The organism is Porphyromonas sp. COT-052 OH4946 (assembly GCF_000765965.1).
Taxonomy (GTDB): domain Bacteria; phylum Bacteroidota; class Bacteroidia; order Bacteroidales; family Porphyromonadaceae; genus Porphyromonas; species Porphyromonas gulae.
Map to the genome: position 1 here is coordinate 1 of NZ_JQZY01000014.1, position 26517 is coordinate 26517.

Sequence of the window (26517 nt, forward strand, 5' to 3'; positions counted from 1 at the left end):
CTTTTGTATCTGCTCAAAATAATAAGCGAAAAGCTAAGCGAGAGACCATCGATGAATGACTTCTCTCTTGCAAATGCTTTTTAAGGGATGACTAAATACACCTTTGTCTGACGCAAGAGTGTCGAGCGTAATAAGGCTAAACTTGAAGAGAAAATTAAGGTGTTGCTTGAGCAGGTGGACGATGTCATCGCCCAAGATCAAGAGTCCCTTGAAGAGGTTGTCGAGCTTTCTCCGGAACTTCTGGGCGAGATAGCCCAAGAGCTGAATACCTCACTCGAGATCAAGCAAGCAGAGGCTAAGAGTAAAGAAGAAAAGGCAGAGGTACGCAGAGGCGTAAGAGGCAACTCAAAGAACTGAACGAACATCGCACTAAATTGGCTCATTACAATGCCCGCTTGAAGAGAACCGGGACACGTAATTCGATGTCTAAGACCGATCCCGATGCGACGTTTATGCGCATGAAGGAGGATGCGATGAACAACGGCCGGACTAAGCCCGGATACAATCTGCAGGTAGCCACCAATGAAAAATTCATCACGGCCTTTGACTTCTTCCCCAACCCCACCGATACACTGACCTTCCCAGCCTTTCTATCCTCAATACAGGAGCGTTATGGACATTACCCACAAACTGTAGTGGCCGATGCAGGCTACGGTTCGGAGGAAAACTATCATTTGATGCAGCAACTTGATTGTCAGGCTTATGTCAAGTATAATCGTTTTCATCTGGAGCAACGCCCGCGCTACAAACCCAATCCCTTCCATCCGGCAGAGAATTGCACAGATTGTCCGCTGAGAGGATTATGCTTTAAGGCCAAGGGCAACAGGATTATTGAAGTGAATCATCGCCTCAATGCATACAAAGCTCAGGCTAGAGATCGGCTTACTTCTGAGCAAGGGTTAGAGCACCGCAAGCGACGATGTATTGAGCCGGAGGCAGTCTACGGGCAATTCAAGGCCAACATGGGGTATCGCCGTTTCAGACATATGGGTTTAGAGCTGGTAAAGATGGACTTCGCCTTTCTAGCTATGGCCTTTAATCTGAAGAAACTATGTGCTAAGGTTGCTCGAAAGGAGAAAAACACTCTGAAAACACCTATATCAACCTTCAATCTCGGCCTCATACGCTTCTACCTCCTCGAAAGACACAAAAATATCCCTCAAAGGCTAAAACCGGTGGCTTAACCAACCCCAAACCAAAATAAATGGGGCTGCGCCAAAAATGAATTTTGACACAGCCCCTTCATTTCTTTGTTTGAAGCAATAGATTGGGTTATACGATTGTACGACTTAAAGCAAGAATCTATTGCCCCCACCTTCTGAATAGGCTTGATTACAGAGCTGTACAAATCGCTTTACAGGGCTATCTTTTCATATTGCAGCACACGGCACTCTGCCAATACACACTTTTCGCGAGGCACTCCCAATATCTTTCCTGAAATCGGCAAGAGGAGAAAAAACAAGAGAAGAGAACTGAGGCTGCAGTTTGAGCAGAAACAAATGAATACGTGTAGAAACAGTAGAGGCTGTGTCGCTAAGGATGGAATCCTTGCTGCACAGCCTCGATTTTGTTATGAGGACGTATTTTATACGCTTAGTTCTCGCGGTCTTTCTCTTCCTTGATGTCCTGAACACCGAGAGGCAATGACCAGTCTGCCGCACTCATACGCATGTAGTTACGATAGCGCCATTGGGCATTTTCGAACGCAGCGTCGAAAAGCTGTTCGGCATCCTCGGGGAATTCCTTGTACAGCGAAGCATAGCGGACTTCGCCTTTGAGGAAGTTCTTGAATTCGCTCCAGTTCGGTTCTTTGCTATCCATCTGGAATGGATTCTTGCCCTCTTTCTCGAGTTCGGGATTGTAGCGCCAGAGGTGCCAGTAGCCACATTCAACGGCTCTCTTACCTTCGGCCTGAGTCTTGCCCATACCGCTCTTGATACCGTGTGAGATACAGGGCGAGTAGGCGATAACGATAGAAGGCCCATCGTAGGCTTCCGCTTCGCGGATAGCTTTGAGCGTCTGTGCCGGATTGGCTCCGATAGACACTTGTGCCACATAGACATAGCCGTAGGTAGCAGCAATCATGCCGAGGTCTTTCTTCCTGATACGCTTACCGGCTGCGGCAAACTTGGCTATAGCTCCGATCGGAGTACTCTTGGACGACTGTCCTCCCGTATTGGAATAAACCTCTGTATCGAGAACGAGGATATTCACATTCATGCCGGAGGCAATCACGTGATCCAAACCACCGAAACCAATATCGTATGCCCAACCGTCTCCACCTATGATCCACTGTGCACGCTTGATGAAGAATGAATCGACACGGCCGATTCTCTTGCAGATGTCACAATCACAAGCAGCGACAAGAGGTTTGATCTTATCGGCAAGAACTTTGCTGGCGGCAGCATCCTGACGCTTTTCTACCCATTCTCTCAAGAGAGCTTTCAGCTCGTCCGAGCAGCAGGGAGACTGCTGAGCTTCTTCTGCAAGATTCACAAGGCGACGACGCATCTTCTTATATGCCAAGTGCATACCGAGACCAAACTCTGCATTGTCCTCGAACAATGAATTGGCCCATGCCGGGCCTTCGCCGCGCTCGTTTTTCGTGTAAGGAGTAGAAGGAGCCGAAGCAGAGTAGATGGAAGAACAGCCTGTAGCGTTAGCCACCGTCTGGCGGTCTCCATAGAGCTGGGTGATCAGCTTCACATAGGGAGTCTCACCACAACCGGCGCATGCACCCGAGAACTCAAAGAGCGGGGTAGCAAACTGCGAGTTTTTCACATTGGCCGCGATGTCCACCAAGTGTGCCTTGCTGGTCACGCCGGAGATCATCTTATCCCAGTTCTTTTGTTCTTCGTACTGCTCCTCGATAGGCTGCATGGTCAGAGCCTTGCCATTCTTATTGCCCGGACATACATCCACACAGTTGCTACAGCCGAGACAATCCATTACGTTCACCTGGATGCGGAAGCCCATGTCGGGGAACTGTTTTCCGACAGCCTTGAGCACCTTAACGCCGGTTTTCTCCTCTTCTTCCTTGGTGAGGACGAACGGACGAATCGTAGCGTGAGGACAAACGTAGGCACATTGGTTGCACTGTACGCAGTTGTCAGCTTCCCATACAGGAACGAATGCTGCCACACCGCGCTTCTCTGAAGCAGCTGTACCGGCATCCCATGTACCGTCTTCACGTCCGAGGAATGCAGATACGGGGAGGTCGTCACCGGCCTGCGCATTGATCGGACGTACCACATTGTGCACAAAGTCCGTGTCACCTTCGTGGCGTACCACAGGATCATCGGGCAGGTCAGCCCATTCGGGTTTCACCGTTATCTCTACCACATCGCCACCTCGATCCACTGCGGCGAAGTTCTTATTGACTACGTCTTCACCCTTCTTGCCATAGCTCTTGACAATGAATTTCTTCATCTGCTCTACAGCCAGATCGTACGGGATCACGTTTGCAATCTTGAAGAATGCCGACTGAAGGATGGTATTCGTCCTGTTGCCTAGTCCGATCTGTTGTGCTATGGCGGTAGCGTTGATCGTGTAGAATCGGATGTTGTTCTTCGCCAAATAACGCTTTACCTTGTTGGGCAGATGTTGTTCTATATCCTCCGGAGCCCAAATCGAATTGAGTAGGAAAGTTCCTTTTTTCTTCAGACCTTTCAGCACGTCGTACATACGCAGATAGGCGGGCACGTGGCAAGCCACGAAGTCCGGTGTCACCACAAGGTAGGTAGAGCGTATGGGTGTATCGCCGAAACGAAGGTGCGAGCAGGTGAATCCACCCGACTTCTTCGAGTCGTAGGCGAAGTAGGCTTGACAGTATTTATCCGTATTGTCACCGATGATCTTCACCGAGTTCTTGTTGGCACCGACCGTACCATCGGCACCAAGACCGTAGAATTTGGCTTCCACCAATGAAGGATTGTCGAAGATCAGATCTTCTCCGAGAGGCAGAGAGGTGAACGTAACGTCATCCACGATACCTACCGTGAAGTGGTCCTTCGGAACGTTCAACTTCAAGTTGTCGAACACGGCCTTCATCTGTGCCGGAGTAGTATCCTTGGACGAAAGACCGTAGCGACCTCCGACGATCAGCGGAGCATTCTCCATACCATAGTAGCAATCTCTCACATCGAGGTAGAGCGGTTCACCCGTTGCTCCGGGCTCTTTCGTCCTGTCGAGTACGGCTATACGCTTCACGGTCTTCGGCATAGCAGCCAAGAAGTGCTTGGCGCTGAAAGGACGGTACAGGTGTACGCTGAGCAGACCGACTTTCTCCCCTTTGGCACGGAGGAAGTCTATCACCTCACGAATAGCCTCCGTCACCGAACCCATAGCGATGATCACATGCTCGGCTTCGGGATCTCCGTAAAAGTCGAAGAGGTGGTAATGACGTCCCGTGACCGTAGCCAGCTGATCCATATAATACTGAACAGCTTCGGGCACGGCATCGTAGAAGCGGTTGCATGCTTCGCGGTTCTGGAAATAGATGTCGCCGTTCTGTGCCGTACCGCGAGTTACGGGCGACTCAGGATTGAGAGCTTGCTTGCGGAAACGCTTTACATCGTCCCAATGGATGAATTGGGCTAAGTCCTCATTGTCGAGAGCTTCGATCTTCTGGATCTCGTGAGAGGTTCGGAAACCATCGAAGAAGTGAATGAAAGGGATTCGGGTACGCAGCGTTGCCAAGTGTGCCACACCGGCCAGGTCCATGACTTCCTGCACGGATCCGGTACAGAGCTGAGCAAAGCCGGTCTGACGTGCAGCCATGACATCCTGATGGTCGCCGAAGATGGAGAGGGCATGAGAGGCAATCGTACGTGCCGAAACGTGGAAAACACAGGGTAGCAACTCTCCTGCAATTTTGTACATATTCGGAATCATGAGCAATAGGCCCTGTGATGCCGTAAAGGTTGTGGTTAGTGCTCCTCCCTGCAACGAACCGTGAACTGCACCGGCTGCACCGGCTTCGCTTTGCATCTCCTGGACTCTTACCGTTTCGCCGAAAATGTTTTTACGGCCGGCAGCAGCCCAATCGTCCACGTACTCAGCCATCGTAGACGAAGGTGTAATCGGATAAATGGCAGCCACTTCGCTGAACATATAAGCTATATGTGCAGCGGCTTGGTTCCCGTCACAAGTTAGGAATTTTTTTTCTTTAGCCATTTTGGTTTTTAGTTATAAAAAGTAATAATTCGGTCTTGTATTCTAATTAGCAACTCTGAAACAGAGTCGGTTGTTGCGGATGCATCGGCTCTGTCCATATTCTTCGTCTGCACACTAAGGAATCAGAGCAAAGTGAGGACAAGCGGATGCCCCGATCGACCTTCATAGCCCGTTGCCCTGCTTTTAGTACAGGAATCCGAAGAGCCAGAGGGGGATCATGTTGCGCGTACCGCTGCGCATGTTCTGGATGGCATAGTAGCGGTCGGGTCTGTAGCGACGGCTCATCTTCTCATCTATACAGAACTGATATTGGCGATTCACGCAGAATGCGATTTGAGATCGAGAACCCAAACATACTTCGTTGCGACTCTTGACCTGATTGAGGAAGAATGTTTTGAGTACGTCTATATAGTTGAGAGGTTCCGGCTGGATTACGTATCCCACATTGGTATTGTCCAGATAGATCATAGCCGGCTTCTTGGCACCCGTCTCCTCTTCGCGGTGAAGCTCCTTGATCAGTCTGGCTTCGGACAGATACTTCAGATAGTTGGTTATCGTCGTGCGAGAAGTGTCTACTTCCTTCGCAATGTTCGATATGTTGAGCGATCCGGGAGCACGTTGTCCCAGCAGGTAGAGCAGCTTGCGCAGTTTGTGCAGGAATCGCTGTTCGATCTGTCGGATGAAAAGCACATCTACTTCAAGCGTCATATTGAGCGTTTTCAACAGATTCTCCGAATAGTTCTTATCCTCCATGAATATGGGATAGTATCCATGGTGAAGATAGTCCTGAAACCAGTCAAGAGGATTCACCTGCTCGAGGATTCGTGGAGCTATCTGTTCGTGGTTGGACACGATCTCATCGAAGCTGTAAGGCTGGAGCGACAGCCCTGTTTTGAGATTGAGAAATTCGCGGAATGAAAAACCGTTCAGAACGTACGATGTAACCAGTCCGTTCAGCTCGGGATTTTCTTCTTTCAGGCGCATCACCGTAGATCCTGTAAAGACAATGCGCAAGTCCGGATATAGCTCCATACACTGACGCAGCTCTACAGACCAGTTGGGATATTTGAATACTTGGTCGAGTAGCAGTGTCTCTCCACCCTGTTTGACAAACTCACCGGCGAATTTCACCAAAGATTCTGTAGTGAAGTAGAGTTGATTCAGATTGATATACAGGCATTTTCTATTGCCTATACCGAAGTTTTCGCGTGCATAGTCGAGGAGGAACGTGGTCTTCCCCATGCCTCGTGCACCCTTGATACCGATCAGTCTGTCGTTCCAATCGATCTCATCCATCAATCCCCTACGCAGCGAAGGTGATAGGTTGCGTAGCAAGTTGTCGTGTATTTTGAAAAAGTTATTCATGATTGGGTATCGCAATGTTTAGGTAACAAAGATAGTATAGTTTTTCTATTTTGCAAAACAGACTTTACAAAATAGGCGCAAAATCCCCGATCGAGACCTTTTTATTACAAATAAAAGGTGATAGCCGCACTGCGAGCCACAAATGAACCGACAATACCCATAGCCGAACGGAGTATCGAAAGAAGAGGGCGATGGATGGCAGACGAATTCTTTCAATACGTATAACAAGCTTATTTGACAAAGGATGCAAGAGGCAATGTTCTATAATCTCGCTTTAGGATATTTACGCACCAAAATTTTTCCTTTAATTCGTTCTGAAAAACGTGGCGCGAGAAAATTTTCGTTCCGCATGGAAACAAAAAAATTCTCGCGCCACGTTTTTACGAACGACAATAGAGCCGATTTTGGAACCGAGACGGCAATGTGAGCAGCATGACTCACGAGTCGTTTTTTTCCTCTCGCAGGATAGGATATTTCCTTAGCCGAATACGAAGGAAGCGACACTGCCCGATTCGTGGCAGAAAGCATGGTTTTCATTCCGGCAACGAGGTGTCGCATGATGAGGGCAAGCCCGATCGTAATGCCGCCGGCACGTTGTTCTAATCTGCACCTGCGATCAAAGATTGGCTGTTTGGGAAAAAGCATATAAATTTGGCAGGAAATTTCAGAGTTTCACACCTAACACCACATCAGAACATGGCTGTCTTCATCAATGAAGTTTCCAGGACGTTCGGCGAATATCTTCTTATTCCCGGCCTCACTACAGAACAGTGCACTCCCCAAAACATCTCTCTTCAGACTCCTCTCATTAAGTTCGATCGCGATGAGAGTCCCCGTATCAAGCTGAATATCCCATTCGTTTCGGCCATCATGCAGTCGGTCTCCAATGATACACTGGCTATCGAATTGGCACGCAACGGGGGACTTTCGTTCATCTTCGGATCGCAGAGCATAGAGAGTCAGGCCGAAATGGTTCGTCGTGTGAAGAAGTTCAAGGCCGGATTTGTCACCAGCGACTCCAACCTCAGGCCGGACAATACGCTGGCCGATGTATTGGATCTGGTCAAAAGGACAGGACATAATAATATAGGTATCACTCACGACGGTTCGCCCAACGGCCGCCTGATGGGTATCGTCACGAGCAGAGACTATCGTGTCAGTACGGACTCGCCCTCGAAGCCGGTCAAAGATTTTATGACGCCGTTCGAGAGACTTACGGTGGGCAAGCTCGGCATTACGCTGAGCGAAGCCAACGATATTATTTGGGAAAACAAGCTCAATACGCTACCGATCATCGACGAAAATCAGAATCTGCAGTATTTCGTTTTCCGTAAAGACTACGACAGCCACAAGAACAATCCGCTCGAACTCTCCAACTACACGGACAAGACCCTCCTCGTAGGTGCCGGTATCAATACGCGCGACTATAAGGAGCGCGTGACTGCACTGGTGGAGGCCGGTGTGGATGTGGTGTGCATCGACTCTTCGGACGGCTATTCCGACTGGCAGAGCAATACGATCCATTGGATCAAGGAGAAATACGGAGACAGCCTGCCCGTAGGTGCAGGGAATGTGGTCGATCGCGATGGTTTCAACTTCCTGGCCGAGGCCGGTGCGGACTTCATCAAAGTAGGGATCGGAGGAGGCTCCATCTGTATCACACGTGAGCAGAAAGGGATCGGTCGCGGTCAGGCAACGGCTGTAATAGACGTAGCCAAGGCTCGTGACGACTACTACCAACGCACCGGTACTTACGTTCCCATCTGTAGCGATGGAGGACTCGTACATGACTACCACATGGTACTGGCATTGGCCATGGGTGCCGATTTCCTGATGATGGGACGCTATTTCGCTCGATTCGACGAGTCGCCGACCAAGAAGATGAAGATAGGCAGCAATATCGTCAAAGAATACTGGGGCGAAGGCTCGAACCGCGCTCAGAACTGGCAACGCTACGACAGCGGCGGCACCGAGACGCTCAAGTTCGAAGAAGGGGTGGACAGCTATGTCCCTTATGCCGGTAAGATGAAGGACAACCTGCTCATCACACTCGGCAAGATCAAGGCTACGATGTGTAGCTGCGGTGTCATTACCATTCCGGAGCTGCAAGAGAAAGCCAAGATTACCCTCGTGAGCAGCACCAGTATCGTCGAAGGCGGTGCTCACGACGTCATACTCAAAGACCGCGGATGATAACGATCCTGGGGCCTACGGCATGCGGCAAGACACGTCTGGCCGTAAGCCTCGCATATCGGTTGGGAACCGAGATCATCAGTGCCGACTCGCGACAGATATACCGCGGCATGGACATCGGCACAGGCAAAGACTTGGCCGACTATCAGGTGGGAGGGATTACGATCCCTTGCCACCTGATCGATATAAGACCGGCAGGGGACAAATACAATCTCTTCGCTTACCAGCACGACTTTCACCAAGCCTACGCATCGATCCTCGCTCGCGGCATGGATCCGATCCTCTGCGGAGGTACGGGTATGTATATCGAAGCCGTGCTCAAAGGCTACCACCTCCCCGATGTTCCGCCCAACCCCTCGCTTCGTGACCGCTTGCAGGGGAAGACTTTGGCAGAGCTGACTCATATACTGGCTGCATACGGCCCTCTGCACAATAAGACGGATGTGGACTCGGCGCAGCGGGCTATCAGGGCTATCGAAATAGCCGAATTCATCAAGAACAATCCGGTCGAAAGCACCGAGTTTCCTCCTATCGACAGCCTGATCATCGGTCTCGATCTGGATCGTGACACCCGACGCAAAAGGATAACGGACAGGCTCCATGCCCGTATGCGCGAGGGTATGATAGAAGAAGTCAGGGGTCTTCTCGACAGTGGTATTCCGGCCGAAGATCTGATTTATTACGGGCTTGAATACAAATTCGTCACCCTGTATCTGACAGGGCAGACAGACTACGAATCCATGTTTACCGGACTCGAAACGGCCATTCACCAATTCGCCAAACGCCAGATGACATGGTTTCGTGGCATGGAACGTCGCGGATTCGTCATTCATTGGATAGATGCCCTGCTTCCTGCGGACGAACAGTGCGAAGCCGTCATGAAACTCTACGAAGCCGGAGAGTAACGGCTTTTTCTGACAAGCTCCTCTTTTTTCTGCCACGTGCAAATGACAGTTTGCACAATCCTGCCATTCTGACAGCGAAACCGGCATATTCCGACAGGAATCCGTCAGGAAATCGGCATTGGTATGCCTATTGACGTAAAAAATTGCGGAGCTACATAAGAGGCTTCCTATTGTACAAGCAAACAATCAACTAACAATAACAAACTAAGCTACAATGAACATCAAACCATTGGCAGACCGCGTACTTGTAAAGCCGGCTGCCGCAGAAGAAAAGACAGTGAGCGGTATCATTATTCCGGATTCGGCCAAAGAGAAACCTCTCAAGGGTGAAGTAATCGCTGTCGGGAACGGCACGAAAGACGAAGAGATGGTACTCAAAGCAGGAGACACCGTACTCTACGGCAAATATGCCGGCACTGAAATAGAGCTGGAGGGTGAAAAATATATCATCATGCGCCAAAACGATGTCTTGGCAATCATCTAATTCTCAGAGACAATAACCTACAATAAAGAATAAAGACTATGGCAAAAGAAATCAAATTCGATATGGAATCTCGCGACCTTCTGAAGAAGGGCGTGGATGCACTGGCAAATGCCGTTAAAGTTACCCTCGGACCGAAAGGACGTAACGTTATCCTCAGCAAGACGTACGGCGCTCCGCACATTACCAAGGACGGTGTGAGCGTAGCGAAAGAGATAGAATTGGAGTGCCCGTTCGAGAACATGGGTGCCCAGTTGGTGAAAGAAGTAGCCTCCAAGACCAATGACGACGCCGGTGACGGTACGACTACGGCTACGATCCTCGCCCAGAGCATTATCGGCGTGGGTCTGAAGAACGTGACGGCAGGAGCCAATCCGATGGATTTGAAGCGTGGTATCGACAAGGCCGTAAAGGCTGTGGTAACCCACATCGCAGGTATGGCCAAGGAAGTGGGCGATGACTTCCAAAAGATCGAGAACGTAGCCAAGATCTCCGCCAACGGAGACGAGAATATCGGTAGCCTCATTGCCGAAGCCATGCGCAAGGTGAAGAAAGAAGGCGTTATCACCGTAGAAGAAGCCAAGGGAACCGACACTACGGTAGAAGTAGTGGAAGGTATGCAGTTCGACCGCGGCTATATCTCTCCCTACTTCGTGACGAATACGGATAAGATGGAAGTGCAAATGGAGAATCCTTTCATCCTCATCTATGACAAGAAAATATCCGTACTGAAAGAGATGCTCCCGATCCTCGAACAAACGGTTCAGACGGGCAAGCCCCTCCTCATCATTGCAGAGGACATCGATAGCGAAGCACTGGCTACCTTGGTTGTAAACCGTCTGCGCGGCAGCCTCAAGATCTGTGCCGTGAAAGCTCCCGGATTCGGCGATCGTCGCAAGGCTATGCTCGAAGACATTGCTATCCTGACGGGCGGAACAGTCATCAGCGAAGAGACCGGCCTGAAGCTCGAAAATGCTACGATGGACATGCTCGGTACGGCTGAGAAAGTAACGGTGGATAAGGACAATAGTACTATCGTTAATGGAGCCGGAGACAAAGAAGGCATCGCTTCACGCATCACGCAGATCAAAGCTCAGATCGAGAATACGACCAGCGACTACGACCGCGAAAAACTGCAAGAACGCCTGGCCAAGCTCGCCGGCGGTGTAGCAGTTCTTTACGTGGGTGCCGCCAGCGAAGTGGAAATGAAGGAAAAGAAGGATCGCGTAGAAGATGCTCTGAGTGCAACGCGTGCTGCGATCGAAGAGGGTACAGTACCCGGTGGCGGTACGGCATACATTCGCGCCATAGCTGCTTTGGATGGTCTCAAGGGAGAGAACGAAGACGAGACCACCGGTATCGAAATCGTAAAACGCGCCATCGAGGAGCCGCTTCGTCAGATCGTAGCGAATGCCGGTAAAGAAGGTGCCGTTGTGGTACAGAAGGTGAAAGAAGGCAAGGACGACTTCGGCTACAATGCCCGCACGGATGTCTTCGAAAATCTCTACACCACCGGTGTTATCGACCCAGCCAAAGTAACGCGTGTAGCATTGGAAAATGCGGCTTCTATCGCAGGTATGTTCCTGACTACGGAGTGCGTTATCGCTGACAAGAAAGAAGACAATCCTGCCACACCGGCCATGCCCGGAGGTATGGGAGGAATGGGCGGCATGATGTAAGCATGAGTCCAAGAAGGATGCTTTTTTGATTCCTTTCGAAAAAACATCCTCATTACAAGCCGAAGGCTGTGCAGAGGGTTCTCCCTCACTGCACAGCCTTCATTTTTGCACACTTAACGCACGGTCTTCTCAAGACATTGCAACGAACAAATCCGGCACAGCTGCTCCGAGAGAGGAGGCTCCCATCCGAGCATACATGGATACAGATAGGGATAAAAGACTGTGCAATCTCTTGGGCTATCGCTCAGAATCTGCTCCTTTCAAGCTCTTTAACTAAAAATTCGAGAGAAATTACACGCCTGCAAGGGTTGTGTAAATCAAAAGATGTAGTATCTTTGCGATTGTATTCGGGCAACCCCTTGTACTACGGAAGTGTGGGTGAGTGGCTGAAACCAACAGTTTGCTAAACTGTCGTACGGGTAACTGTACCACGAGTTCGAATCTCGTCGCTTCCGCATTAGAGAGAGAAAAGGTCGGTTTTTATCGGCCTTTTCTCTTTTTTTAATCTGCCTTTTCCTTGTGTTTTCCGTCAAGCGAAGCACTAATAATGTCCCTTATTTCTCTGCTATCGGCATCGATCTATAGCCATTGGTCGTATTCTTACCGAGAAATGCTTTTTCCGAGGCTTTGGCTTTGTTGAGTTTCCATCGTATTTTTGTAAGCAATGAAAAAGGCTCTTTTTAAGGATTGGGCTATACTCAGTCATCTCGCTCTGATACTCATTATTGGCTATCTCCTGATCTCTGTGCTTCACTTAGCCCCTACTCTGTTCGGGTACGGACAGGAAGGCTTGCCGTTGCTATTGGCGACAAGCTTATTCAGCGTTGTGGTATTCGGGGGAGGGGCTGTATGGCAAGCCTTTTTATTTTCAGACAGGCCTGCATCTTTTTTGGGCTTACAACCGTATCAGATCGATTGGCACAAAATAGTATTGCTGTTACTCTCTTATGCCGGATGCCTTTTGGCCGTAGTATTAACGACCAAAGGCATAAAGCTCCTTCTACCCTTTCTCCCTCCGGCTTGGCAAGAAGAAATCGACCGTAGCGGTACCCATTATACAAGTCTGATAAAGGAGATGATGCAGGGAGGCAAAGGATGGGCTTTGCTTGCTATCGCAATAATACCGGGCATTACGGAAGAATTGTTTTTTAGAGGAGCCGTATTGCGCTGGATGCGTCGTGTTACTCGCAATAGATGGCATGCTGCCGTTTGGCTGACTGCCATCGTTTTCAGCATTGCGCATCTCGAACTGATGGGATTTTTTCCCCGAATCGTCTTGGGTGCTTACTTGGGTTATGTCTATTATCATACGCGCAGTATATATGCTCCTATGGCTCTACATGTTTTGAATAATGCTATCGCCTTATGCTCCCTTTCCTTAGACAGATAGCTGCCCACTACTACGAAGAGTACGGCGAAGATATTCACCGACTTTGTTTCGTCTTTCAGGGAAGACGAGCCAGCCTTTTTTTCAAACGCCATTTGTCGGAGATTAGCCCAAAGCCTTTGTTTGCACCTCGTACCACGAATCTGAAGGATTTGCTGCTGGGGCTGTCTCCCTACAAAGAGCTTGACAGAACGGCCTTGCTATTCGAGCTATACAATACTTACAAAGAGATATGGCCTGAGATGGAACCTTTCGATCAGTTTATTTTTTGGGGCGATATTATCCTGAAAGACTTCAATGAGATAGACAAACACCTCGTATCGGCCAAAGCCTTGTACAGCAATCTGAAAGACTTTCGGGAGATGGAGAACGATTTCTCCTTTTTGAGCGAAAGACAGGTAGCAGCCATTCGCAGTTTTTGGGAATCCTTTTCTCCGGCAAGCGGCAAAATGGAGAATGGATGTCAGCAGAGCTTTCTGGACTTCTGGAAGCTATTATCTCCACTTTATACTCGGTTCAACCAACGCCTTGCAGACCAAAGCAACGGATACCATGGGATGATCCTTCGTCATACTGCTGATCGCCTCCGGCAAAGAGAAACATCGGTACGAGAGCTGCTCTCATCCGCAGACAGAGGGGGGAATATGCATCCTGATAGATATGTCTTTGTCGGTTTGTTCGCCCTTTCTCCTGTCGAGGAATATATTCTCGTTCGTATGAAAGCGGAAGGGATATGTGATTTTTGCTTTGATGATGACCTCTCTCTATTGCATTCGGCAGGTAATCTTTCCCGCACTATTCTGGATCATAACAAAGAGATTTTCGGGCAACAGACTCCGTGGCGAGAGTCTTCCGAGAACGGTCGAACAGGCTCATCGGAAGACAAACCGGCTCCTGATATCAGGATCATACGTACCGCCTCCGAGATTGTTCAGGCCAAACTTTTGCCGCAGCTGATCGAGGAGTTATACCCTGAAGGCTATTCTGACAAGGAAGGAATAGAAACAGCTATCATTCTTCCCGACACACGAATGTTGATGCCCGTATTGAGCAGTCTGGCTGAGACTGTAGGACGTATCAATGTGACTATGGGCTATCCTCTCTCTCAGAATGCCATTTCCATTCTTGTCGAGAAGTGGATCAAAGTACAGGCAGAAATCCGTCTTATTCAAAAAGTTCCTCATTTTCGGACGGATGCTGTTCTTGACTTGCTCAATAGTGTTCTTCTCGCTCCCTTATTGACTGATCATTCGCGTGCTCTTCTCTCGGATCGGGAAGTAAGCAAGCAGTACTACGTACCGGAGGAGAGACTTTGGGGCGATGAACTGACCGATCTGCTTTTTAGCCGACCGGATAGTGGACAGCAGCTACTCGACCGGTTGTTCCTGCTCCTTGAAAAAATTGCCGAAAGCATGCTCTTCCAACTAACCGATTCGGAGTATGACCAATCGGAACAGACCAATAATATGGAGCTGGAGCAGATCTATCACTATCGCAATATGCTGAACAGGCTCAGAGGACTGGTCGAATCCTATGCCATGGATATGTCAGTTCGTTCTGCGGCTCTTCTGTTGCAAGGATTGGTATTCGGAGTGAGCATCCCGTTCGAGGGAGAACCTCTGGTAGGCCTGCAAATCATGGGAATAGATCAAACGCGAACTTTAGATTTCAAACACCTGATCATTCTCTCTGCCAACGAGGGTAAACTTCCATCGCGTGTCTATGAAACGACAATGATACCTTACACATTGCGAAGAGGATATGGACTTCCGGTCAATGAGGTAAACGAAGCCACCCAATCTTATGATTTTTTCCGTCTCATTCAGCGAGCCGAAAGTGTAACGATGCTGTACGATGCTCGTTCGGACCAGCTTGGAGGAGGAGAGGAGAGCCGTTATATCCGACAGATGCGTTTCCTTTTCGATATGTCTCTAAAGGTACAGGAATTGCACCTGACAGGTTCGCTTCCACATACTCCTGCTATATGTGTCAAGAAAGAGGGAGATGTACTGACGAGACTGCACCGATTCCTCGAATGCGAGGACGAAGAATCATTCGATCCGGAAGAACGTCTGTCTGCTCTTTCGGCCAGCAGCATCAATACATATGTGGCTTGTCCTCTTCGTTTTTATTTTGAAAACGTCAGAGGGATACGAGAGGAGAATGCTTCCGATGAACTGATGGCTGCCAATGATTTCGGCACCGTGGTGCATCGTGCCATGGAGTTGATCTACAAGCCTTGTTGTGGTGGTGGGATAGTTTCTTCGGATATTTTATCTCGGTGGTTGGATCCGAAGAATGCTACTATCGCGAGGATAGTAAGGCAAGCATACACAGAAGAATATCTCCGATCGGCCGATACTCAGAGAGCTTTGTCGGGATTGAATCATCTTTATTGCATCATGATAGAGAAGTATGTGCGACGGATCTTGGAGCATGACAAATCATTGGCTCCCTTTCGCTACATAGACTCAGAGCGCAAAGTCAAAGGCAGCTTCTCTCTTAGCAATGGTAGCCGAGTGCAGCTACACGGAATCATAGATCGCATTGACGAGTTGAATGAGGAATATCGTCGTATAGTGGACTACAAAAGTGGAGATACTACCACAGAGCTTGGCTCATGGGACCTTATGTTCGAACACCCGATGGCAGGAAAAACTAAAAAACATCCAACAGCCATAACTCAAACACTCTTATATGCCCTCATGGCCAAGATGCAAATGGAGAACGAGGGAGAGGGTGCCGAACTCCCCCTGTGTCCGACGATATATGGCTTTAAGGAGCTGTACAAGCAGAAAGAGGATTACACGGGCGTGGTCGTTCTCAAGGAAGTGGGGAAAGCAGTTGAGCAGATTACGGATTTTGATCAAATTTGCGAAATGTTCGAAGAGAGGTTGCGAACTTGTTTGGACGAATTGTTCGATCCCGATATTCCTTTTACAGGAACTGAGGACATACGGACTTGCAGCTATTGCCCGTTCGCAAGCTTATGCGGAAAATAATACGAAGTACTCTCATAATTGGCAATTCACGATGGTAAAAAAATATCTAAGCACACTGAAGGTTTCGGCCGGACTATTCTCCGTCATCTTGACTGTCTTATTGGGCAGCGGACTTCCAGCCAATGCACAGACAGATAGCACAGAGATGAAAGATCAAGGCCTGCAGATGAGCCTCTTGATCTCTTCTCCTTCCACAGAAGCGGTATATACTCGCTACGGTCATGTCGCATTCAGGATTCTCAATCCTGTACAAGGAACGGATATTGCTTACAATTATGGCATGTTCGACTATAACGAACCTAATTTCATGCTTCGATTTGTGCAAGGGGAAACGAATTACTACGTTGAAGCTCTTTATACATCCTATTATGCAGAAGAATACCTTCGGAGCGGAAGAGGAATTGTGGAATTAGTATTGAATCTCACACAGGAAGAGATCGAGAAAGCCGAGCAGTATTTGACATGGAATATTCGCCCCGAGAATAAACGATACCGCTATAATATCTTTTATGACAACTGTGCTACTCGCCTCATCGAGATCATAAAAGAAACCACAGGAGCTACCTTGCAAATCCCTCATGAGGGTGAGGAGAGAAAGTGGAGACAGCTGATCGACGAATGCTGCACCGATGCCCCTTGGGTCAAGTTCGGCATCGATCTGGCTCTCGGAGCGAAAACAGATACTTATGCCAATCCGGAGGAGCAGCTATTCCTGCCGAATAGAATGTTGGATCTGCTACCACGTACCGCTCTACTCTACTCCAATGGTCGATCAACGCCACTCATCAGGGATACCAAGGAATGGTTCCCGGCTAAGCCGGCCAGTATGGAGCCTGCAGAGGAGGGTTGGCCTACGCCTTTATTGGCTTCTATAGCTTTGCTGATAGTTTCTATTGCAGTAGCCGCTTGGGATGTCCGCCGCAAGGATATATGCTATCTATATGACTCTGTTTTATTAACCATTATGGGACTATCAGGATGTGTTATTTTCATTCTGTCATTTTTCTCAGAACATCCGCATACCAACCCGAATTACAATCTTTTCCTGCTTCATCCCCTTCATCTGCTTATCGGGGTGCCTCTGACTGCGGTACCACGCTTTCACCGAGCAGGCTTTGTCTATCATTTTATTAACTTTGCGGAGCTAAGTTTGATCGGTTTGGCAATATGGTTTCTGCCCCAACAAGTAGTGCTTCCTCTCTATGTGTTCGGCATTGCTCTATGGTTGCTTTCCGCTCGCTGGATATTGGTAAATAGATGGAAAAAGAACGTTCGGTGAAACGACTGGTAACGACCCTTTTGGCCGTATTGGCTATAGGGAGTGTTACGGTACAGGGGCAATCGGTTCATCCCAAGCTGGTGGTGGTAATTACCATTGACCAATTGAGGGGTGATCTCCTCTCGTTTTGTCGCTCGCAATATGGCACAGGTGGATTCAATCATCTGCTGCAGAATGGACTTGTTTTTAGCAATGTAGACTTCGGATTCGATGGCGTAGACGAAGCATCGGCTATTGCAGGCATATATACCGGCACCTATCCCAATCGTCACAGTATTACAGGTAGTACTGTATTTGAAAGAGAAAAGAATAGGCGGGTATCCATTTTAGAAGACAAAAACTTTTTAGGCAATTATACCTCCGAACATCTATCTCCACTCAGGCTTACATCCGGCACTATCGGTGATGAGCTACGAGCTGCAACCGATGGCAGAAGCAAAGTATATGCGATAGCTCCGAATGCCGTTGCAGCAATTATAGCTGCCGGCCAGTCCGGAAATGGTGCTTTTTGGCTCGAAAACCGTAAAGGGATGTGGGCTACGACTACCTACTACAAAGATTTCCCTTGGTACATCGATAAGTTCAACTCCTCGGCGGACTCTCCCTCTTCTAAATTGAGCAATGTCGTATGGACTCCTATGTCCTCGCCCCAATCTTTGCCTGTGGGTGGAGATCCCGTTGCTTTCTCTCACAGATTCAGCCATTCCAATATCAGTCTTTTCAAACAATCTGCCCCGATCAATGAAGAAGTCACGACTTTGGCTCTCCGACTGATCGAGTATGGAGGATTGGAACTGGCCAAACAGCCCAATCTGCTATCGCTCACTTATTATGCAGGAAGATACCCTGCCAAACATCAGAGTGAGCATCAGGCCGAAATGGTGGATACGTACCGTCGCTTGGATGCCCAACTTGCTCGCCTGTTCACGGCTTTGGATAAGAAGATTGGCTTGACAAACTGCATAATAGCCCTGAGTGGAACAGGCTACTTCGATAGTTCGATCCCGGAGGAAAGCATATTCCTCCATAAGCGCCGTCGCTACTTCAGTCCCAAGCGATGCAAAGCTTTGATCAATATGTATTTGATGGCTCTGCACGGACAGGGACAATGGGTGTTGGATTATGCAGATGGCCGATTGATTCTGGATAAAAAACTGGCAGAAAAGAAGCAAGTCGATATGCGCCGGCTTCAATCAGAAGTGGCAGAATTTGCCCGACAGATGAGTGGTGTACGACTTGCATTGCCGGCACATGAAATAGGTTCGGGAGCAATTAACGAAGAAGCGAATCGTTTTGTCCGTTCGTTCCGATTGGGGCAATCCGCGGATGTATGTTTGCAATTGCAAGGAGGATGGATAGAAGGAGAAGAGGAGGCATCCCCGAATTCAGGTCAAAAACAAATACGTTATAATGCCGTAGCAGCTCCTTTTATCTTGGTGATACCCGACATAAAAGGACAAAGAGTGCAGCGAACTATCTCTTCGACAGAGATAGCTCCCACCTTGGCGTATATCCTCCGGATACGTCCTCCGACAGAGGCTCGCGCCTTGCCATTGCCCGAAGTGGCTCTCTGAAAATATATTCTTCGGGAAGAGAAGAATAGGGTCTGCCTTTAAGCCGGACTTTATATATCATAACAGCTACAAAAAATATAATAAGATAAATGGGATTCAACGAATTCATGTCGAAGATTTTCGGCAACAAATCACAGCGCGACCTCAAAGAGGTAAAACCTTTTGTGGACAAGATCAAAGCTGCATATGGTGAGATCGAACGACTGTCGGACGATGACCTTCGCGAGCGTACGATTGTCTTGCGCCAAAAGATACAAGATTACGTCAAAGACGAGAGAGCTGAAATCGACAGATTGAAAGCTGAAGTAGAAGGCAAGGATCTGGACGAAAGAGAAGAAATCTGGACGAAGGTGGATAAACTGGAAAAAGAGATTTTGGACAAAATGGAAGTCGTTTTGGATGAAATTCTCCCAGAAGCATTTGCTATTATCAAAGATACTGCTCGCAGATTCGCCCAAAACGAAACTATTCGAGTTAAAGCCACTGATCTTGATCGTGACCTTGCCATCAATCATGACTTCGTCTCGATCGAGGGAGATACCGCAATCTACCAAAACCACTGGGTAGCAGGAGGCAATGAAATCTTGTGGGACATGATTCACTATGATGTTCAGCTCATCGGTGGTACAGTATTGCACAAAGGGAAAATCGCCGAAATGGCTACCGGTGAAGGAAAGACACTGGTAGCTACCCTACCTGTATTTCTCAATGCTCTCACCGGTAATGGGGTGCATGTGGTGACGGTCAATGACTACCTTTCCAAACGTGACTCGGAATGGATGGGGCCATTGTATATGTTCCATGGTTTGACCGTGGATTGTATAGATAAGCACCAGCCCAATTCGGATGCCCGCCGCAAGGCCTATAATGCAGATATTACATTTGGCACCAATAACGAATTCGGCTTCGACTACTTGCGCGACAATATGGCCACGAGTCCTAAGGATTTGGTACAGCGTAAGCACAACTACGCCATTGTCGATGAGGTCGATTCCGTATTGATCGATGATGCCCGAACGCCGTTGATCATTTCTGGTCCTACTCCCAAAGGTGAAGATCAGTTGTTCGAGGAGTTTTTGCCCAATGTGGAGAAAGTTGTCGAGGCACAGCGCAAACTTTGTTCACAATTGCTTATTGATGCCAAAAATAAGATGGCATCTGAAGACAAGAAAGAACAGGAAGAGGGTTCTTTGCTACTTTATCGCTCGTTCAAGGGTCTTCCCAAGAATAAACAGTTGATCAAGTATCTGAGTGAACCCGGCATCAAGAGCTCTATGCTGAAGACCGAAGAAGCATACATGGCCGAAAACATGAGGAATATGCATTTGGTCACAGACGAATTGTATTTCATCATAGACGAAAAGCGTAATAGCGTAGAGCTTACCGAGAAGGGTATCGACCTTCTGACATCCCGTACAGATGACCCGAAGTTCTTCGTCTTGCCTGATATCGCAGCTGAGTTATCTACTTTGGACAATATGGAATCCGATGCAGAAAAACGTCGAGAAGCCAAGGATGAGATCATAGCCAACTATTCGATCAAGAGCGAGCGTGTACATACTGTCAATCAGTTGCTCAAAGCCTATGCTCTCTTTGAGAAAGATGATCAATACGTGGTCATGGACAATAAAGTGCTCATCGTAGACGAGCAGACCGGACGTATCATGGACGGACGTCGCTATTCGGACGGTCTTCATCAGGCTATCGAGGCGAAAGAGCGTGTAAAAGTAGAGGCCGCGACACAGACTTTTGCAACCATTACTCTCCAGAACTACTTCCGCATGTATCATAAGCTGGCAGGGATGACCGGCACAGCTGAGACTGAAGCAGGAGAGCTTTGGGACATCTACAAGCTGGACGTTGTAGTTATTCCGACGAATAAGCCTATCGCCCGTAAGGATATGAATGATCGTATCTATAAGACGGCGCGTGAAAAATATGCGGCGGTCATCGAAGAGATTGTACGCCTTGTCGAAGAGGGCAGACCTGTACTTGTCGGTACGACTTCTGTGGAAATATCTGAATTGTTGAGCCGAATGCTACGCTTGCGTGGTATCCAACACAATGTGCTCAATGCCAAATTGCATCAGAAGGAAGCCGAAATTGTAGCTCAGGCCGGTCAAAAAGGAACTGTTACCATCGCAACGAACATGGCCGGTCGTGGTACCGACATCAAGCTCTCTGCCGAGGTTAAGAAAGCCGGAGGTTTGGCCATCATCGGTACAGAAAGACACGAATCCAGACGAGTGGACAGACAGCTTCGTGGTCGTTCCGGTCGTCAGGGAGACCCCGGTTCGTCCATATTCTATGTTTCGCTTGAAGACCATCTGATGCGTTTGTTCGCCACGGAGAAGATCGCAGCATTGATGGATCGCTTAGGTTTCAAGGAAGGCGAAGTGCTCGAAAACAACATGTTGAGTAAGTCCGTAGAGCGTGCCCAAAAGAAGGTGGAAGAGAACAACTTCGGTATCCGTAAACATCTGCTTGAGTACGATGATGTAATGAATTCGCAACGTGAAGTCATTTATACCCGTCGCCGTCATGCTTTGATGGGAGAGCGAATCGGTATGGATGTACTCAATACCATATACGATGTATGTAAGGCTCTGATTGACAATTATGCAGACGCCAATGATTTCGAAGGCTTTAAGGAAGATCTGATGCGTGCACTTGCGATAGAGTCTCCTATCACGGAAGAAGCATTCAGAGGCAAGAAAGCAGAAGAGCTGACCGATATGCTTTTCGATGAAGCTTACAAGTCTTTCCAACGTAAGATGGACCTGATCGCAGAAGTAGCTTATCCTGTCGTTCATCAGGTGTTCGAGACCCAAGCTGCCGTGTACGAGCGAATTCTAATCCCCATTACGGATGGTAAGCGTGTATATAATGTTGGATGCAATTTGCGTGAAGCAGACGAAACTCAAGGGAAAAGCATCATCAAAGAATTTGAGAAAGCTATCGTACTGCATACTATCGATGAGTCTTGGAAAGAGCATCTGCGTGAGATGGATGAACTTCGCAATTCCGTGCAGAATGCGAGCTACGAAAACAAAGATCCACTACTTATCTATAAGCTCGAATCTTACGAACTGTTCCGCAAAATGGTAGAAGCCATGAATCGTAAGACCGTAGCGATCCTAATGCGTGCTCGGATACCGGTACCGGATGCTCCTTCTCAGGAAGAGCTGGAGCGTAGGCGGCAAATTGAGATCCGACACGCGGCCGAACAGCGTACGGATATGAGCAAGTATCGGACACAGAAAGACGATATAGAAGCCCAGCAGAAAGCACAAAGAGATGCGGCAAGCAGACCTCAGGGCGCAGCTGCTCCCCAGACACCGATAAGAAACGAAAATAAGATCGGGCGGAACGATCCTTGTCCTTGCGGAAGCGGCAAAAAGTTCAAACAGTGCCACGGGCGTAACCTGTAAGATAGATTTATGAGAGAATCACCGACTATATATAGATGATAGTCTGTGATTCTCTTTTTATTTTCTCCCCTAACCGCATATAAAAAAGACTATGATTCTATCTATGACCGGATTCGGCAAGCATACAACTCAATTTGCCGATAAAAAAATAACTGCGACCATCAAGTCGCTCAATAGCAAACAGCTCGATCTGTCAACGAAGATTTCCAGCCGTTACCGTTATAGAGAACTACCTCTCAGGGCTTTGGTTTCGGCCGACATAGGGCGGGGAAAAGTGGATTTCAGCCTGTTTCTCGAAGAATCCGGCAGTACAGATGTTGTATCTCAGATATTCGATACAGAAAAGATGTCCTCTTATTTCTCCCAACTCAAGGAATTTGGCGAAAAGATGGGAGTGGAAGTACCTGCAGGAGGATGGTTCGAACAGCTGCTTCGGATCCCCGGAGTCATTCGGGTGGATGAAGAAAAAGAGGAAGAAATCCCAGAAGATGAATGGGCTGTCATGATTGAAACTTGTCGGAAAGCTCTTGATCAGCTAATCGAATTCCGCAAACAAGAGGGTGCTATGCTGGAGCAGGTGTTCACGGAGAAAATATCTAATATTTCTTCTTTGCTTTTGCAGATCGAGCAGTATGAACCAGAGAGGATCCAACGAATCAAAGAGCGGATAGAGGAAAACCTGACCAAAATATCAGAGAAGGACTACGACAAGAACCGATTCGAACAAGAGATGATTTATTACATCGAGAAATTGGATGTAAACGAAGAGAAGCATCGCTTGCGGAATCATCTTTCCTATTTTATCCAAACCATGCAAGGCGAACCCGGACAAGGGAAAAAGCTCAGCTTCATTGCACAAGAAATCGGTAGAGAAATCAATACGCTCGGATCCAAAAGCAATCATGTGGAGATGCAGCAAATCGTCGTACAGATGAAAGACGAATTAGAACAGATCAAAGAGCAGGTACTGAACGTATTGTAACCATTCCACTACATATTTAGACAAAATTACCCATGACCAAACTAATCATCATCTCGGCCCCATCCGGAACAGGCAAGAGCACCGTCATCGAACAACTTCTTACGGACAGAGAGCTTAACCTTCATTTCTCTATTTCGGCGACCAGCCGTGCACCCCGAGGAGAAGAGCAGCATGGACGAGAGTATTACTTCTTATCTCCGGAAGAATTCAGACGCAGAATAGAAGCCAATGAATTCGTAGAGTACGAAGAAGTGTACAGAGACAAATACTATGGCACACTCAAAAGCGAGGTGGAGCGTATCCTGAAGGAAGAGAAAAACGTCATTTTCGATGTTGATGTCGTTGGAGCACAGAACATCAAGAAGTATTATGGAGATAGGGCATTGGCCATCTTTATCCTGCCTCCTTCTATAGAAGAGCTGCGTTCTCGTTTGCAAAAACGAGGCACGGACTCAGTGGAAACTATTAAGCAGCGCGTGGACAAGGCCGAGAAAGAAATCGGTTATGCACATCTTTTCGACCTGCGCTTTGTAAATGATGATTTGGCTACCTGTGTAGAGCAGATCAGGAAGGCTATAGCCCAATTCTTGGCCAAATAATAGTTTCTCTTCCTACAAGATGGTTCTTAATTACATATTCGTAGCTTTTTTCCTCGTTTCGCTCATTGTGGCACTCGTTCGATTCATAGTTTTCGGCGATGTGTCCGTATTCGATGAGATGGTGCAGGCTTCTTTCAGCCAGTCGAAGAATGCCTTTGAGATAGCACTTGCACTGACCGGCGTACTCGCTCTGTGGCTCGGTCTGATGAAAATAGCAGAAAGAAGCGGTCTTATTGGCAAGCTGGCACAGGTCAGCTCCCCGATCCTTAGCCGATTGTTCCCTTCCGTACCTAAGAACCATCCCGCGCTGGGCAATATTTTCATGAATATATCGGCCAACCTGTTGGGCCTCGACAATGCTGCTACCCCCCTCGGTATCCGTTCGATGGAGAGTTTGCAAACGATTAATCAGCAAAAAGATAAAGCCAGCGATGCCATGATTATGTTTTTGGCCATCAATGCCAGTGGGCTTACGCTGATACCCTCTTCCATCATGGCCTATCGCCTACAGGCCGGAGCGGCAAATCCGGCCGACATCTTTGTCCCGATACTGATCGCTACGTTTGCTTCCACATTGGTAGCCATCCTTGCCGTAGGGATCAGGCAGCGCATCAATTTCCTCCAAAGACCTCTTCTTCTTTTTCTTCTTTCTTCTCTTCTTTTCATCGGAGGGATAATCTATGCAGGACGTACTCTTCCTCCGGAAACATTCAGCAGCATCAGCACTGCGTTTGCGTCCATTCTTCTGTTTGGAATCATGTGCGGATTCGTCGTCAGCGGACTACGTGCACGCATCAATGTGTACAATGCCTTTATCGAAGGGGCAAAAGATGGTTTCGGTACGGCAGTGACCATCATTCCCTATCTGCTAGCCATGCTGGTCGGCATCGGTATATTCAGAGCTTCCGGGGCCATGGATCTGATAACGGAAGGATTGCGCAAGCTGATAGACTTTTTCGGAGGGGATATGAAGTTTGTGGAAGGAATCCCGACCATGCTGATGAAACCGCTTAGCGGAAGCGGAGCCAGAGGGCTCATGGTCGATGCCATGCAGACGTACGGAGCCGACAGCTTTGTCGGTCGGCTATGCAGTATTGTGCAGGGCTCCAGCGATACCACATTCTACGTGGTAGCCCTCTACTACGGAGCCGTCAAAATACGCAATACGCGTTATACGGTGAGCTACTCCCTTTTGGCCGATTTGGCCGGAGCACTGACAGCCATCGCTGCCACTTATATTTTCTTTGGTTGAGAGTGCGGAAACCGAGCAAAATGATAATCAAGACAATGGCAAAAATCAATTTCTATGCTGAAGGCATCGGCCTCCCTCGGATCAGAAGACGGATCGTCAGTAAGTGGATAGCCGAAGTATGTAGCCAATACGGCAAAGCGGTGGGAGAAATCTCCTATCTCTTCTGTGATGACGAATATATCCTGAAAGCCAATCGAGAATTTCTCGATCACGACTACTACACCGACATCATCACCTTCGATTCCTGCGAAGCGGATACTATCAATGGCGACCTGCTTATCAGTCTCGATACCGTACGCTCAAACGCACGTACTCTTGGCATCCGATACGAAGACGAGTTGCATCGTGTTATAATCCACGGCATACTGCATCTTTGTGGGCTGAAGGATAAGAGCAAAAAGGACGAGGCCCAAATGCGAGCAGCCGAAGAGGAAGCCCTCGTCATGCTGCGAGAGACCATCGGACCGGAGCTTTCCCTATTACATACATAATCCGGACTTCACACTCGCCCCCAAAGAGAAAAAATCTTTCCCGGGAAGCACGCATTATTCGATAAGCCCTTATGCCCGATAGCCCCATAGCCATATTCGATTTCGACGGGACACTGACCCGTTGCGATTCCCTACTTCCCTTTCTACGGCAATCCCAGCCGACTATTCTCTTTTGGATCAGGCTGCCTTTCTATCTCGCCATGTGGATGTGCTACAAACTTCGGCTGGCCTCGGCCGACCGGACAAAAGCGGCCATCCTTGTCACGGTCTTGAAAGGAAAAAAGGATGCAGAATGTCGAGCAATGGGGCAGCGATTCGTAGCTGCGATCGAAAGCCTTCTTCGTCCCGAAGCTCTTCGCTGTTTGGAATGGCATCGCAACGAAGGACATCGGCTAGTGCTACTGACAGCTTCACTTCTGCCTTGTGTGGAGCCGTGGGCCGAAAAGATGGGCTTTCATACCGTCATTGCCACCCTTCCGGAGATAAAATCCGGCATTCTGACAGGTCGATTCGAAGGCAATAACTGCAAGGGAAAGGAGAAAATCCGCAGGTTGGACCGCGCCCTGCCGCACTGGCGGGATGCGATCTCCTACGGCTACGGCGATAGCCCTTCCGACCTCCCCTTGCTCAGTCTCTGCACACATTCCTACTATAGAAACTTCCCTGCCCTATAGCTTGCTGCTACGTCCATTTCGTTTGGAGATTGGCAATGATCAGTATCC

16 protein-coding genes, 1 tRNA gene and 1 pseudogene are annotated in these 26517 nt (G+C 48.4%); 16 read left to right on the plus strand and 2 right to left on the minus strand.

Going from position 1 to position 26517, the window contains the following annotated elements; all coding sequences use genetic code 11:
- Nucleotides 1–93: 93 nt before the first annotated feature.
- Nucleotides 94–1184: pseudogene (locus HQ50_RS05035) on the plus strand (transposase); the annotation flags it as partial.
- Between the two features lie 409 nt (nucleotides 1185–1593).
- Here the strand turns inward: HQ50_RS05035 and nifJ are convergent.
- Both nifJ and HQ50_RS05045 read right to left on the minus strand, forming a co-directional pair.
- On the minus strand, nucleotides 1594–5175 hold the full coding sequence (gene nifJ / locus HQ50_RS05040) for a pyruvate:ferredoxin (flavodoxin) oxidoreductase (RefSeq protein ID WP_039428830.1): 3582 nt from the start codon (nucleotides 5173–5175) through the stop codon (nucleotides 1594–1596).
- A 183-nt stretch (nucleotides 5176–5358) separates the two neighbouring features.
- The gene (locus HQ50_RS05045) at nucleotides 5359–6540 is read right to left on the minus strand and encodes an AAA family ATPase (protein ID WP_039428832.1); all 1182 of its coding nucleotides are present in this window, start codon (nucleotides 6538–6540) and stop codon (nucleotides 5359–5361) included.
- Between the two features lie 696 nt (nucleotides 6541–7236).
- Here HQ50_RS05045 and HQ50_RS05055 point away from each other — a divergent pair.
- From HQ50_RS05055 to HQ50_RS05125, 15 genes are all read left to right on the plus strand, one after another.
- Entirely contained in the window at nucleotides 7237–8733 is a 1497-nt protein-coding gene (locus HQ50_RS05055; RefSeq protein ID WP_039428837.1) for an IMP dehydrogenase, read from the plus strand.
- A complete protein-coding gene (gene miaA / locus HQ50_RS05060) occupies nucleotides 8730–9638 on the plus strand; it encodes a tRNA (adenosine(37)-N6)-dimethylallyltransferase MiaA (RefSeq protein ID WP_018965006.1) in 909 nt (302 codons plus the stop codon). The genes HQ50_RS05055 and miaA overlap by 4 nt, the downstream gene beginning before the upstream one ends.
- 214 nt (nucleotides 9639–9852) lie before the next feature.
- Nucleotides 9853–10122, plus strand: a complete 270-nt coding sequence (locus HQ50_RS05065; protein WP_004585060.1) for a co-chaperone GroES — start codon at nucleotides 9853–9855, stop codon at nucleotides 10120–10122.
- A gap of 38 nt (nucleotides 10123–10160) precedes the next feature.
- Complete coding sequence (groL, locus tag HQ50_RS05070; protein ID WP_039428839.1) at nucleotides 10161–11798, plus strand: chaperonin GroEL; 1638 nt, start codon at nucleotides 10161–10163, stop codon at nucleotides 11796–11798.
- Between the two features lie 368 nt (nucleotides 11799–12166).
- Nucleotides 12167–12253 (plus strand) — tRNA-Ser (locus HQ50_RS05075).
- Nucleotides 12254–12462: 209 nt separating this feature from the next.
- Entirely contained in the window at nucleotides 12463–13188 is a 726-nt protein-coding gene (locus tag HQ50_RS05080; protein ID WP_039428841.1) for a CPBP family intramembrane glutamic endopeptidase, read from the plus strand.
- Nucleotides 13164–16187: a PD-(D/E)XK nuclease family protein gene (locus HQ50_RS05085; RefSeq protein ID WP_039428843.1), complete on the plus strand. Its 3024-nt coding sequence runs from the start codon at nucleotides 13164–13166 to the stop codon at nucleotides 16185–16187. The genes HQ50_RS05080 and HQ50_RS05085 overlap by 25 nt, the downstream gene beginning before the upstream one ends.
- Nucleotides 16188–16218: 31 nt before the next feature.
- A complete protein-coding gene (locus tag HQ50_RS05090; protein ID WP_039428845.1) occupies nucleotides 16219–17466 on the plus strand; it encodes a DUF4105 domain-containing protein in 1248 nt (415 codons plus the stop codon).
- Entirely contained in the window at nucleotides 17445–19040 is a 1596-nt protein-coding gene (locus tag HQ50_RS05095; protein ID WP_018965013.1) for an alkaline phosphatase family protein, read from the plus strand. The genes HQ50_RS05090 and HQ50_RS05095 overlap by 22 nt, the downstream gene beginning before the upstream one ends.
- Nucleotides 19041–19129: 89 nt before the next feature.
- Entirely contained in the window at nucleotides 19130–22471 is a 3342-nt protein-coding gene (secA, locus tag HQ50_RS05100; protein ID WP_018965014.1) for a preprotein translocase subunit SecA, read from the plus strand.
- Between the two features lie 91 nt (nucleotides 22472–22562).
- Nucleotides 22563–23453, plus strand: a complete 891-nt coding sequence (locus HQ50_RS05105) for a YicC/YloC family endoribonuclease (RefSeq protein WP_018965015.1) — start codon at nucleotides 22563–22565, stop codon at nucleotides 23451–23453.
- A 32-nt stretch (nucleotides 23454–23485) separates the two neighbouring features.
- Nucleotides 23486–24052 (plus strand): guanylate kinase, encoded by a 567-nt coding sequence (gene gmk / locus HQ50_RS05110; protein WP_018965016.1) that lies wholly within the window; start codon nucleotides 23486–23488, stop codon nucleotides 24050–24052.
- Between the two features lie 19 nt (nucleotides 24053–24071).
- The gene (locus tag HQ50_RS05115; RefSeq protein ID WP_039419747.1) at nucleotides 24072–25304 is read left to right on the plus strand and encodes a nucleoside recognition domain-containing protein; all 1233 of its coding nucleotides are present in this window, start codon (nucleotides 24072–24074) and stop codon (nucleotides 25302–25304) included.
- Nucleotides 25305–25339: 35 nt separating this feature from the next.
- The gene (gene ybeY, locus HQ50_RS05120; protein ID WP_039419771.1) at nucleotides 25340–25795 is read left to right on the plus strand and encodes an rRNA maturation RNase YbeY; all 456 of its coding nucleotides are present in this window, start codon (nucleotides 25340–25342) and stop codon (nucleotides 25793–25795) included.
- A 71-nt stretch (nucleotides 25796–25866) separates the two neighbouring features.
- Nucleotides 25867–26469, plus strand: coding sequence for an HAD-IB family hydrolase (locus HQ50_RS05125; RefSeq protein WP_039419748.1), 603 nt, complete (start codon nucleotides 25867–25869; stop codon nucleotides 26467–26469).
- The last annotated feature ends 48 nt before the right edge of the window (nucleotides 26470–26517 follow it).

Coding starts and splice junctions, on each gene's coding strand:
- nifJ (WP_039428830.1), bottom strand. CDS start 5,175: ATGGCTAAAGAAAAAAAATTCCTAACTTGTGACGGGAACCAAGCCGCT.
- HQ50_RS05045 (WP_039428832.1), bottom strand. CDS start 6,540: ATGAATAACTTTTTCAAAATACACGACAACTTGCTACGCAACCTATCA.
- HQ50_RS05055 (WP_039428837.1), top strand. CDS start 7,237: ATGGCTGTCTTCATCAATGAAGTTTCCAGGACGTTCGGCGAATATCTT.
- miaA (WP_018965006.1), top strand. CDS start 8,730: ATGATAACGATCCTGGGGCCTACGGCATGCGGCAAGACACGTCTGGCC.
- HQ50_RS05065 (WP_004585060.1), top strand. CDS start 9,853: ATGAACATCAAACCATTGGCAGACCGCGTACTTGTAAAGCCGGCTGCC.
- groL (WP_039428839.1), top strand. CDS start 10,161: ATGGCAAAAGAAATCAAATTCGATATGGAATCTCGCGACCTTCTGAAG.
- HQ50_RS05080 (WP_039428841.1), top strand. CDS start 12,463: ATGAAAAAGGCTCTTTTTAAGGATTGGGCTATACTCAGTCATCTCGCT.
- HQ50_RS05085 (WP_039428843.1), top strand. CDS start 13,164: ATGCTCCCTTTCCTTAGACAGATAGCTGCCCACTACTACGAAGAGTAC.
- HQ50_RS05090 (WP_039428845.1), top strand. CDS start 16,219: ATGGTAAAAAAATATCTAAGCACACTGAAGGTTTCGGCCGGACTATTC.
- HQ50_RS05095 (WP_018965013.1), top strand. CDS start 17,445: ATGGAAAAAGAACGTTCGGTGAAACGACTGGTAACGACCCTTTTGGCC.
- secA (WP_018965014.1), top strand. CDS start 19,130: ATGGGATTCAACGAATTCATGTCGAAGATTTTCGGCAACAAATCACAG.
- HQ50_RS05105 (WP_018965015.1), top strand. CDS start 22,563: ATGATTCTATCTATGACCGGATTCGGCAAGCATACAACTCAATTTGCC.
- gmk (WP_018965016.1), top strand. CDS start 23,486: ATGACCAAACTAATCATCATCTCGGCCCCATCCGGAACAGGCAAGAGC.
- HQ50_RS05115 (WP_039419747.1), top strand. CDS start 24,072: ATGGTTCTTAATTACATATTCGTAGCTTTTTTCCTCGTTTCGCTCATT.
- ybeY (WP_039419771.1), top strand. CDS start 25,340: ATGGCAAAAATCAATTTCTATGCTGAAGGCATCGGCCTCCCTCGGATC.
- HQ50_RS05125 (WP_039419748.1), top strand. CDS start 25,867: ATGCCCGATAGCCCCATAGCCATATTCGATTTCGACGGGACACTGACC.